Origin of the sequence: Kitasatospora sp. NPDC093806 (genome assembly GCF_040683335.1) — a bacterium.
Classification (GTDB): Bacteria; Actinomycetota; Actinomycetes; order Streptomycetales; family Streptomycetaceae; genus Kitasatospora.
Genome location: NZ_JBFBDO010000092.1, coordinates 22,658 through 33,798, shown reverse-complemented (window position 1 = coordinate 33,798; position 11,141 = coordinate 22,658). Strand labels below are relative to the sequence as shown.

Here is an 11,141-nt window from a genome sequence, read left to right as displayed (position 1 = left end):
AGGGGGGACCCTGTGGGAGAGTAGGACGCCGCCGAACAATCATTCACAAAGAACCCCCATCCGGGATCCGGATGGGGGTTCTTTGCATTTCCCGGGAAGTGGCAACTCCAGGGCCGGGGTGGACCTAGCACCACCTTGAATTCGGGTGGGACGGCCAGTGCCCCGTCGAGCCGTGCGGGGAAGACTGGTCAGGACGATCGGGGCCGGTCAGCGGCATCAGCATCAGCATCAGGAGTACTCGTGACAGCAGACGGACGGATCAGCGGCGGTGCTGTGCGTGCCCAGACCCAGGCGGCGTTCGCGGCGGGCGGTACCGCGGTGGCCCGGTTGGCGCTGTTGGTGCTGGGAGCGGCGCCGGGCGTCGCGGTGCCGGCGGTCGGGGCGGTGTTCGCGGGTGTCGCCGTCGCCACGACCTTCGAGTACTACTACCCGGCCTCCCTCTTCGCCCTGGGGGCCGCGCTGCTGACGGCCGTCGCGCTGGCCGGGCTGTTCGTCCGGCCGTGCGCGACCCGGGCCCGGTCGCAGCTCCTGCGCTGGTACGGGGTCCGGATGCCGGTCGAGTACAGCCCCCGGCCGGCGCTGGAGGCGGACGAGCGCGGCCACTGGTGGACGGGTTACTCGTACCACCGTTCGCACGCCGTCGCGCGGATCGCGCAGCTGCTGCACTGGTCGTTCCGGGACCGGGCGACCCGTTCGGAGATGCTCTGGCTGGTGGTCAGCCCGCTGGTGGTGGTCACGCTGGCGCTGGTGGTGTTCGGGCTGCTGTTCGGCGGGCTGGCGTCCCTGGTCGTCGCGTTGCAGGACTACCGCTTCTCCGGGGAATCCGCGATAGGGCCGGCCTCGATCCTGGTGTCCACGCTCCTCGGCCTGGGGCTCGTCACGCTGGGCGTGCTGCTGGCGCCGCACGCGGTGCGCGGGTTCGCCGAGGCGGCGCGGCGGGTGCTGGACCAGGACGGCCGGGCCTCGCACGCCCAGCTGACCAAGCGGGTGGCCGAGCTGACCGAGACCCGGGCGGACGCGGTCGGCAGCCAGGCGGCGGAGCTGCGGCGGATCGAGCGGGACCTGCACGACGGCGCGCAGGCCCGACTGGTCGCGATCGGGATGACGCTGGGCACCATCGAGCACCTCATGGAGACCGACCCGACGGCCGCGCGCGAGCTCCTCTCCGAGGCCCGGCAGTCCTCGGCGCGGGCGCTCCAGGAGCTGCGCGACCTGGTCCGCGGCATTCACCCGCCGGTCCTGGCCGAGCGCGGTCTGGGCGACGCGGTCCGCGCGCTGGCGCTGGACGGCGCGCTGCCGACCGAGGTGTGCGTGAGCCTGCCGGACCGGCTGGCGGCACCGGTGGAGGCGGCGGCCTACTTCAGCGTCTGCGAGCTGCTGGCGAACGCGGCCAAGCACTCGGAGGCGGAGCAGGTCTGGGTGGACATCCTGTACCGGGCGGGCCGGTTGCGGATCACGGTGACGGACGACGGGGTGGGCGTCGCGGATCCCACCCGGGGGACCGGGCTGCGCGGGATCGAGCGCCGATTGGGTACCTTCGACGGTGTCCTCGCCATCGACAGTACGTCGGGCGGTCCGACCACCATCACCTTGGAGCTGCCGTGCGAGTTGTCCTCGCCGAGGACCTCTACCTCCTTCGAGAAGGTCTGATCCGCCTGCTGGAAGCGCACGGCTTCACCATCGCCGCCGCGGTCGAGACCGGCCCGGAGCTGGTGGAGGCACTGCTGACGCACCGTCCGGACGTCGCCGTGGTCGACGTCCGGCTGCCGCCGACGCTCACCGACGAGGGGTTGCAGGCGGCGCTCAAGGCCCGCCGGGAGATCCCGGGCCTGCCGGTGCTGGTGCTGTCGCAGCACGTCCAGCAGCTCTACGCGCGGGAGCTGCTGGCCGACGGCACCGGCGGGATCGGCTACCTCCTGAAGGACCGGGTCTTCAACGCCGGCCAGTTCATCGACGCGGTCCGCCGGGTGGCGGCCGGCGGTACGGCGATGGACCCGGACGTGATCGCCAAGCTGATGCAGAGCACCTCCCGCCGGCCGGGCCCGCTCCAGCGGTTGTCGCCGCGCGAGCGGGAGGTGCTGGAACTGATGGCGGAGGGCTGTTCGAACTCGGCGATCGCCGCCCGGCTGGTGGTGAGCGACGGCGCGGTGGCGAAGCACATCGCCAACATCTTCACCAAACTCGAACTAGCCCCGGCCGAGGACGCCAACCGCCGGGTGATGGCCGTGCTGGCCTATCTCAACGGCACGGAGGGGCAGGCGGCCTGACCCTCCGCCCGATTCCGGGTGCCGGGCGGGTCGACGGTGACAGCCCGGGCTGCGAGAACGCTGAAACAGGTGTACGAGTAAACTCCGGTGGGCCGAGCCCGGCGGTCGCTCAGCCGTCCGGCGCCCCGACAAGCGGGATCCGGCAGTCGAGGCGGCGTACGGCGCGGCCGACATCCAGGGGTTGATAGACGTAATGGCACGCCCATCACTCACCAAGGCCCACCGGGGCCTGCTCGGCCTGGTCGCGGGCGGTGCCTGTGTCATCTCCGGTATCGGCTTCGCCGGTTCGTACAACGCGGTCAAGGAGCTGGCGGCGGAGAAGGGGTTCGGGGCCTTCTCGTACGCCTTCCCGATCGGCGTGGACGCCGGCATCGTGGTGCTGCTCGCGCTGGACCTGGTGCTGACCTGGCTGCGCATACCCTTCCCGCTGCTGCGGCAGACCGCCTGGCTGCTGACCGTCGCCACCATCGCCTTCAACGCCGCCGCGTCCTGGGGCGACCCGCTCGGGATGGGCATGCACGCGGTCATCCCGCTGCTGTTCGTCGTGGTGGTGGAGGCCTCCCGGCACGCCGTCGGCCGGATCGCGGCGATCACGGCGGACCGGCACATGGACTCGGTCCGGCTGATGCGCTGGGTGCTCTCGCCGGTGCCGACCTTCCGGCTCTGGCGGCGGATGAAGCTGTGGGAGCTGCGCTCGTACGACGAGGTCGTGCGGCTGGAGCAGAACCGGCTGGTCTACCGGGCGCAGCTGCGGTTCCGGTACGGGCGCGGGTGGCGCCGCTCGGCGCCGATCCAGGCGCTGCTGCCGCTCAAGCTGGCGAAGTACGGGGTGCCGCTCGACCCGACGGTGTTCGACCGGCTGGACGAGGAGGCGCGGACCGCGCGCGAGGCGAAGGAGGCGCTGGAGGCCCAGGCCGCCGAGGCCACGCGCGAGGTGCAGGAGGCGCGCGCCCTCGTCCCGGCCGCGGCGGTCGCTCCGGCCGTTGCTCCGGCCGGCCCGCAGGCGGGGCAGCAGGTCGCGGCGCCGGGCCCGGTGCCCGTCCAGGCCCAGGGGGCACAAGTGCCGGTCCAGCCGCAGGCCCAGCTCCACGCGCAGCCGCAGACTCAGGGCCAGCCCCAGCCGCAGGCCCAGCACCAGCCTCAACACCAGCCGCAGTCCGAGGCGGAGCCGACGCCCGCCGAGATGCTGGCCAAGCTGGCCAAGGCGCGGATCCGGGCGGCGCACGAGCCGGAGGGCGAGGTGCAGGCCCCGCCGCAGCCGCAGGAGGAGCTGAACGTCTGGACCGAGCGCGCCGTGCGGACCACCGGCCACTCGACCGACGCCGAGCCGAGCGGCCGGGTCCCCGGCCAGGCCTCGCCGTGGTTCAAGCCGCCGCGCCCGACCGAGCCGGAGGAGCCGCAGGAGCAGTCGGCGCCGGACGCGGCCGCCCCCGGGCAGGGCGGCGTGGTCGGCGGGAACGGGGAGCCGCCGTACGCCGGCTACCCGGAGGAGGAGTTCCCGGCGGAGCCGGAGTTCGAGGAAGCGTCGGACTACCCGGCGGAGCCGGAGTTCACCGAGCCCGCGCCGCGTCCGTTCGGGCCCGCGCCGCGCCCGGGCTCGCACCGGCTGGACCCGGAGCTCGCGTACCAGGCGCTGATGAGCTACCTCGACCGGCACGATGGCCAGCAGCCCGACGCGGAGCGCCTCGCGGACTGGCTGACCAGGGAGTTCGGGGTGAGCGGGAGCCGGTCCGACGGCTCGGTGCACCCGAAGGACGTCGACCGGATCTTCCCCGAGCTGCGGGACCGGTACGCCGCCTCCGGGCGGGACTGACCCCGGTCGGCGGCCGGGTCGGCCGGGTCGGCCGGTCCGTTCCGGCCGCGGCCCCGCGTCCGTCCACCGGCCGACCCACCGGCTGACTCGCTGGTCGACCCACCGGCCGACTCGCCGGTCGACGTCCCATTGACGGCCGTTGCGGCCCGGTCTACCTTCGCCTCAACAAACTGTTGAAGCGCTGGCCTGGCACGGGCCCCGCGCGCATGCCGGCGTGAGGAGTACGGATGTCGCAGGTCGAGGTGGGCGGTACCGGTCCGACGGGCGGGGCCGGATTCTCCACGGCCGCCCGGGCCGCCGTGGACGCGCTGCTGGCCCCGGTCGACGCCGACCTGGCCCGCCGGTACCCGGGCGACCCGGGCACCCGCCAGCCGGTCCACACCGTCTACGTGCCGGCCGACGCGTTCGCCGCCGACACCGTGCGGAGCTGGGGGCGGCAGGCCCTGGCGGCCTTCGACACCCACGCCGGCACCCCGGCCGAACTGGCCCGCGCGCTCGGCGTGCCGGACGGCGCGCTGCTCGCCGACGTGCACGCCCGGGTGCGGGCCAAGCTGGAGCGCGAGCCGGTCGAGGACCTGCGGATCGACTTCGAGGACGGCTACGGCCCGCGACCGGACGCCGAGGAGGACGCGGCCGCCGTCCGGGCCGCCGGACTGGTCGCCGCCGCGGTGGCCGACGGCAGCGCGCCGCCGTACGTCGGCATCCGGATCAAGTGCCTGGAGGCCGCCGTCCGGGACCGGGGCATCCGCACCCTGGAACTCTTCCTCGCCACCCTGCTGGCCCGCGGCGGCCCCGGCGGGCTGCCCGCCGGACTGGTGCTCACCCTGCCCAAGGTGACCTATGCCGAGCAGGTCACCGCGCTGGTCCGGCTGCTGGCCGACTTCGAGCGCTCCGCCGGGCTCCCGGCCGGCCGGCTCGGCTTCGAGATCCAGATCGAGACCACCCAGGCGATCCTCGGGCCGGACGGCCGGGCCACCGTCGCCCGGATGATCGAGGCGGCCGAGGGCCGGGCCACCGGTCTGCACTACGGCACCTTCGACTACAGCGCCGCCTGCGGGGTCGGCGCCGCCTACCAGAGCATGGACCACCCGGTCGCCGACCACGCCAAGGCGGTGATGCAGGTGGCCGCCGCCGGGACCGGGGTCCGGCTCTCCGACGGGTCGACCAACGTGATCCCGACGGGCGGCACCGCCCGGGTCCACGCGGCCTGGAAGCTCCACCACGACCTGGTCCGCCGTTCGCTGGCCCGCGCCTACTACCAGGGCTGGGACATGCACCCGGCCCACCTGCCGACCCGCTACGTCGCCGTCTACTCCTTCTACCGGGAGGGACTGGCCGCCGCTGCCGCCCGGCTGTCCGCGTACGTGGCCAAGGCCGGCGGGGACGTCATGGACGAGCCCGCCACCGCCCGGGCGCTCAGCGGCTACCTGCTGCGCGGGCTGGACTGCGGCGCCGTCGATCTCGCCGAGGTGACCGGAGCGACCGGCCTCGACCGGGCCCGGCTGGACGCGCTCGCCGGGCGCTGAACGGGACGCCGGGAGGCCCGGAAGGGGACGACGGGCGGGCGTTGATCGGGGGTTAGGCTGGCGGTGCGGTCCCCGGGCGAGCCTGTCGTCCGGCGCGGACCGCCCGCCAGCCGCTCGTCGTCGTCCGGGAGAACCGCCGCGCCATGTCCGCCACACCGGAGCCGACCCCCCGGCAGTACCTGACCATCCGGGCCGCGGCCACGCACGAGATCGAGATCAAGAAGTCCCGGTTCATCTGCCACCTCGCCCGGGTCGCCGACGAGGAGGAGGCCCAGGCCTTCATCGTGGGGATCCGCAAGCAGTACTGGGACGCCCGGCACAACTGCACCGCCTTCGTGGTCGGCGACGAGCAGCGCCGCGAGCGCTCCAGCGACGACGGCGAGCCCGGCGGGACGGCCGGCGTCCCGATGCTGGAGGTGCTGCGCCGGCGCGGGGTGACCGACACGGTGGCGGTGGTGACCCGGTACTTCGGCGGGATCAAGCTCGGCGCGGGCGGTCTGGTGCGGGCGTACGGGAGCGCCGTGTCCGAGGCCTTGGACGAGGTCGGGCTGCTGGAACGGCACCCGGTGGCGCTGCTGGCGGTGACGGCGGACCACACCCGGGCCGGTCGGGTGGAGAACGACCTGCGGGCGGCCGGCTACGCGGTGAGCGACCTGGCGTACGAGGCGGCCGGGGTGCGGATCGAGGTCGGGGTGCCGGCGCCGGAGGTGGCGGCGTTCCACACCTGGCTGGCCGAGGCGACCGGCGGGACGGCGGTCGCCGTGGCGGCGGGCCGGACGTACGTCGAGGTGCCGGTCTGAGCGGTGCCGGTCCGAGCGGTCGCCGCGCGGCCGTGGGGGACGGCACCGGGGGCGTACGGGTGTGCCGGTTCAGGACAGCTTTTCGGCCAGATCCCGGCCGGCCGGTTTCGGGGCCGACGGGCCCTGCCTAGCCTGGTCGGATCCGTCGACCTGGGAGCCGAGACCGATGCCCGTCGTCCAGACCATCACCCTGGCTCCGGGGGAGAACACCGGCTGGCACTACCACCCGGGCCGGGTCGACGTCGTGGTGCTCTCCGGCACGCTCACCCGGACCCTGCACGACGGCCGGGTCGAGGTCAGCCGGGCCGGGGACTCGCTGGTGGAGCACGCCGGTCCGACGTACGTCCACGTGGGCCACAACCACGGATCCGTCCCGGTGGTGCTGGTCGCCAGTTACCAGGCGCCGGAGGGCTGCCCGCTCGCGGTGCCCGTCCCGGTGCCGGCCTGGAGCCGCAGCGGCGCCGAGCGCGCCGGCCACTGACGGGCACCGACGGCCGCTGACCGGCACCGACCCGCATCGGCGGCGGACGAGCGCCGGGCCCGGACGGCGGAAGCAGATCCGGCCCGCTCGCGGTAGGCGGCTTGAGCAGATTCACCCGAACGTATTGACGTGGCCCGGAGTTGGAACTTCCGCTCCGGGCCATGGCGTTTCCTGGGCACAGGATCCGGCGAACCGGACCAAAGACCCATCGATGGAGGACACGGGACCCCACCACCGCACCACGGAGGTACGCGCATGACCTCGGACCGCTCCTCGTCGTCGCCCGCCCGCGCCGGTCTCCCCGGCCCCGGAAGCCCCGCGACGCCCTACCGGATGACCGTCAGCACCGCTCTCCCGCACACCGACGCGCTCGCCCTGGCCGATCAGCACCTCGCGGCCTGGCTGAAACGGGAGGGGTACGAAGAACCCCCGCCCCCTCCCTCCTCGCTCTCACCTTCCGCACCCTCATCCCCCTCACCCTCGGCCGAGCCCTCGGGCGAACGGCTGCGGCTCGGCGACCGCGTGCTGTTCGACCGCGACGGCGGCCCGCTCCCCGGCGGCGGCCGCTACGACCGCCGTCGGCTGCGCACCCCGGCCCCGCACGGGGCGAGCCGGCTCGCCCTGACCGTGGCGACCGGGCCCGCCGGCCCGACCTGGGTCCGGCTGGAGGCCGACACCCACACCGCCGGCGGCGTGCGGACGCCCTGCCGGGTGCCGGTGCCCGAGGTGGCCCGCACCCTGCTGCCGCTGTTGGACGCCCTGGACGGACCGGCCGCGGTGCAGGCGCTGCCCCGGGTGCTCACCGCCGCCGGGGTCGACCGCCTGATCGACGAACTCTGCGACCCCGACCGCCGGCTGCCCGTCGTGGTGGCCAGCGTCCCGGCCGGTCAGGACACCGACCGCTGGCTGGCGGACGTGGTCGGCCCGCTCTGCGAGCACCTGCCCGGACTGGCCAGCCTGTACGTCCTGGACGCGGCCGCCCGGACCGGGTTCAACGTCGCACTGGAGTACCACGCCGTCTACGGCGGGGCGGTCCGCACCTACCTGCCCGGGGTCGACCCGGCCTCGCGGCGGGACGGCGGCCGCCACCCGGTCCTGGCGCGGCCCCGGATCGAGGAGGACCTCCGGCGCGCGGCCGCCCTGCTGGCCCGCGAGCCGCGCCGGCTCGCGGCCGGACTGCCGCTGCCGCCCGTGCTGGCCGCCGTCCCGGAACCGCGGGTGCCCGCCTCGGGCCGGGCGCCCGCGTCGGATCGGGTACCCGCGCGGCCTCCGGCGGTGGACGGCCGACCGGCCGCGGCCGACCGGACCGGGTACGCGACCGGGACCGAGGGCGTCGCGCACGTCCGGGAGGAACGGCCGGGCCCCGCCCGGCGGCGGGACCGGGCCGAGGAACCGCGGCGGATCCGGCACAACCTGCGCCGGGAACGCCGACGGGACCGCCGCCGCGACCGACGGGTGCCGACGGGGCTCCCGGCCGGCGCCGGTCAGGGGTGCGGCTCCTACGGCCGGCTCTGCACCGCGCCGGGCGGCGTGATCACACCGTCCGCGGCTCCGGGGGCCGCCCCGACGGCCTGGCCCGCGCCGGTCCACGGGCGGCGGTCCGGGCGGGACGTGCCCGGTGCCCCCGCCGCCCCCGTCAGCTTCACCGAGCTGATGGCCCGGCTGGGCGAGTTCCCGCTGCTCACCTTCACCGGCGACCAGAAGGCCGCGCTCGCCCTCGACGAGCTGCGCTGCGCCGGCGGCGGGTGGGCCCGGCTCACCTGGGACGGCCTGACGGCGCTGCAGGAGTACGCCGAGGCGGCCGTCCGCGGCCGGGCGGGCGGCGACTTCAAACAGTGGTGCGAGCGGACCCCGGCCGGCTGCCACCGCTTCCCGCCCCGCAAGGCGGTGCGCGGCGAGTCCCGGACGGTGTTCAGCCACGCCAAGTGGAGACGCGAGCGGATGCTGCCGGTGCCGGAGTGCGTGGACGCGTCCCGACGCGCGTTCATGGGCGCGCACCTGCGGATCGGCGGTGGCCGTACCGCGCCCCGGCTGCACTACCTCGACGACTGCTCGGGCAGTGGCCGGATCTATGTCGGCTACATCGGACTGCACCTGACCAACACTCGGACCAACTGAGAGGCTTGGCTGACCGGTGCGCCCGTTCGGTGGACAATGTCCGGCAGGGGCGGATCTCGGGGTCGCCGGGCGCCCCGGACCGGCGCCGGACGAGCATGGGGGAACGACCACCGATGCAGTACTCAGCAGACGGCCAGTCCGACGGCGCTGTCACGGCCCCCCAGGCGGTCCCCCGACCGGCCTCCCGACCGGCCTCCCGACCGGATCCTCAGCCGGACGCCCGCCCGGATCCCCAGCCGGTTCCCCAGTCGGCGCCGCAGCCGGGCTTCCTCGCCTCGGTCTTCCGTGACCTCGGGGTCGACGAGCCGGACGGGGACGGCGGCCCGCCCGGCCGCGGCTCCGGTACCGCGGACAGCGCCCCGGACGGGTCGTCACCCGCCGACCCGTCCGGCGTGGGCGACGACGAGGCCGTCGCCGCCCACGCCCGGGCCGCCGCGCTGACCCACCACCGCACGCTCACCGTCCGGGCCGAGCACGAGCGGCTGGCCGAGCTGCTCCGGCGGGCCGCGCTGCCCGTCTCGGCCATGGACTTCGAGAGCCAGCTGCGCCGCTACGAGCCGCGCCCCTACCAGGCCGACGGCGCGGCGGCCGGGCCCGGCGAGGACGACCCGGAGCCGCGCTGGGGGGACTACGCGCCCGCCGAGCCGCCGACCGCCGACCCCGACGAGGCCCCGTCCCGCCGGCTGCTGGACTCCGACTACCAGCGGAAGCTGGCCGAGGCCCGGCTGGCCCACCAGCGCGACCTACGCACGTGGCGCACCCGGCAGGCCGAGGCCGGCAGCCCCGCCGCCGACGCCTCCCGGCGCGCCCACGACGAGGCCGAACAGGCCCGGGCACGCGCGGTGCGCGAGTACAACGAGTCCCTGGAGGAGTGCCGCCGGGCGTACCGGCAGGCCGAGCCGGCCGCCGTCGAGTCGCTGCTGGAACGGGCGCTCGCCGCCGCCGAGACCGCCACCCAGGACCTGCCGGCGCCCTGCCGTGCCGTCTACCGGCCGCTCACCCGCACCGCCGTGCTCGACCTCGACCTGCCCGCCCTCGACGTGGTGCCCTCGCTGACCGGCTACCGGCTCGGCCCGGACGGCGAGATCCTGCCGGTGCCGCGTCCGCCCGCCGACCGGGCCGCGGACTACCTTCGGCTGGTCGCCCGGCTGGCGCTGCGCGCCCTGCAGGCCGCCGACGCCGTCGACACCGACGAGATCCTGGCCGGCGTCGTCCTCAACGGCTGGCTGCGCGAGTCCGGCCGGGCCGAGCCGCTCTGCCTGCTGAGCGTGGACGCCGACCGGGACGCGCTGGCCCGCACCAGGCTGCTGCCGCCCGCCGATCCGGACGAGCAGCCGGACGGCGAGGGCGTCTACGCGGACGCCGAGCAGGACGAGGCGCTGGTCCGGCTGCGCCAGCTGGGCGCGGCGGTCACTCCCGACCCGTACGCGCGGGCGGGCGTCGAGCCGGCCGCGCAGGCGGCGGCCGCCGTCCCGGCAGCGCCGGACCTCTCGGCGAACGAGTTCGCCCAGCTGGTCCGCGACCTGCTCACCCGGGGCGGGCTGGCCCAGTGGAGCGTGCGGCTGCGCGGCCCGGCCGGGCTGGTGGCCACCGGTGAGGGGCCGAGCGGCAGCGCGCTGCCCGGCCGCTGGGTGGTCTGGGCCTCGCGGGGCGCGGGCCCGGTGCAGGAGGAGGAGATCCGGACGCTGGCGGAGGCGGTCCGGGAGGAATCCGCCGAGCGCGGGCTGCGGCTGACCACCGGCAGCTTCAGCGACGGCGCGCTCGACCTCACCGGCGAGGACGGGCACCGGCACATCCATCTGGTCGACGGTGACGGCGTCCGGGAGCTGGCCCGCACCCACCTCGGTCTGCCGCTCGCCGCCGGACGCTGAGCGGAAGCAGCGGTAACAGCGGCCGGGTGGGCGCGGGCCCGGCCGGTGATCCAGTACGGTTGTCGGCCCGGAGCGTGCGGACCGCCCGCCCGGTACGGCGGAACGGGCGCCGGCGGCTCACCCTGACGGCCCGTCCGGCGGGCGCCGTCCGGTGCGCCGCGTGAGGCTGGGGCCACGGCCGCCCGGCAGCGGTCGGCGGTGGGCGGTCGGCGGTCGGCCCGGGAACGGGCGGGACACGGGGGAGACGAGTTGGACAGACGGTCCG

Annotated in this window: 8 protein-coding genes; all 8 read left to right on the top strand. The window is 75.8% G+C overall.

What is annotated here, in order from left to right; translation table 11 throughout:
• Nucleotides 1-240: 240 nt before the first annotated feature.
• The 8 genes from AB0N76_RS30860 (at nucleotide 241) to AB0N76_RS30825 (ending at nucleotide 10,876) form a co-directional block, all read left to right on the top strand.
• Nucleotides 241-1,650: a histidine kinase gene (locus AB0N76_RS30860; RefSeq protein WP_363562724.1), complete on the top strand. Its 1,410-nt coding sequence runs from the start codon at nucleotides 241-243 to the stop codon at nucleotides 1,648-1,650.
• Nucleotides 1,602-2,267, top strand: coding sequence for a response regulator transcription factor (locus AB0N76_RS30855; RefSeq protein WP_363562722.1), 666 nt, complete (start codon nucleotides 1,602-1,604; stop codon nucleotides 2,265-2,267). The genes AB0N76_RS30860 and AB0N76_RS30855 overlap by 49 nt, the downstream gene beginning before the upstream one ends.
• Before the next feature lie 193 nt (nucleotides 2,268-2,460).
• Entirely contained in the window at nucleotides 2,461-4,080 is a 1,620-nt protein-coding gene (locus AB0N76_RS30850) for a DUF2637 domain-containing protein (protein ID WP_363562720.1), read from the top strand.
• Between the two features lie 227 nt (nucleotides 4,081-4,307).
• Nucleotides 4,308-5,606 carry an aldolase gene (locus AB0N76_RS30845; protein ID WP_363562718.1) on the top strand — a complete coding sequence of 433 codons (1,299 nt, stop codon included), beginning with the start codon at nucleotides 4,308-4,310 and terminating at the stop codon, nucleotides 5,604-5,606.
• A 143-nt stretch (nucleotides 5,607-5,749) separates the two neighbouring features.
• Nucleotides 5,750-6,406, top strand: a complete 657-nt coding sequence (locus tag AB0N76_RS30840) for a YigZ family protein (RefSeq protein ID WP_363562716.1) — start codon at nucleotides 5,750-5,752, stop codon at nucleotides 6,404-6,406.
• 166 nt (nucleotides 6,407-6,572) lie between these two features.
• The gene (locus AB0N76_RS30835) at nucleotides 6,573-6,887 is read left to right on the top strand and encodes a cupin domain-containing protein (RefSeq protein WP_363562714.1); all 315 of its coding nucleotides are present in this window, start codon (nucleotides 6,573-6,575) and stop codon (nucleotides 6,885-6,887) included.
• A gap of 255 nt (nucleotides 6,888-7,142) precedes the next feature.
• A complete protein-coding gene (locus tag AB0N76_RS30830) occupies nucleotides 7,143-9,005 on the top strand; it encodes a hypothetical protein (protein ID WP_363562712.1) in 1,863 nt (620 codons plus the stop codon).
• A 113-nt stretch (nucleotides 9,006-9,118) separates the two neighbouring features.
• The gene (locus tag AB0N76_RS30825; protein WP_363562710.1) at nucleotides 9,119-10,876 is read left to right on the top strand and encodes a restriction endonuclease; all 1,758 of its coding nucleotides are present in this window, start codon (nucleotides 9,119-9,121) and stop codon (nucleotides 10,874-10,876) included.
• Nucleotides 10,877-11,141: the final 265 nt, after the last annotated feature.

Bases quoted from the DNA above. Each gene is read 5' to 3' on its own strand.
- AB0N76_RS30825 (WP_363562710.1), top strand. From the start codon at position 9,119: ATGCAGTACTCAGCAGACGGCCAGTCCGACGGCGCTGTCACGGCCCCC.
- AB0N76_RS30840 (WP_363562716.1), top strand. From the start codon at position 5,750: ATGTCCGCCACACCGGAGCCGACCCCCCGGCAGTACCTGACCATCCGG.
- AB0N76_RS30835 (WP_363562714.1), top strand. From the start codon at position 6,573: ATGCCCGTCGTCCAGACCATCACCCTGGCTCCGGGGGAGAACACCGGC.
- AB0N76_RS30845 (WP_363562718.1), top strand. From the start codon at position 4,308: ATGTCGCAGGTCGAGGTGGGCGGTACCGGTCCGACGGGCGGGGCCGGA.
- AB0N76_RS30850 (WP_363562720.1), top strand. From the start codon at position 2,461: ATGGCACGCCCATCACTCACCAAGGCCCACCGGGGCCTGCTCGGCCTG.
- AB0N76_RS30830 (WP_363562712.1), top strand. From the start codon at position 7,143: ATGACCTCGGACCGCTCCTCGTCGTCGCCCGCCCGCGCCGGTCTCCCC.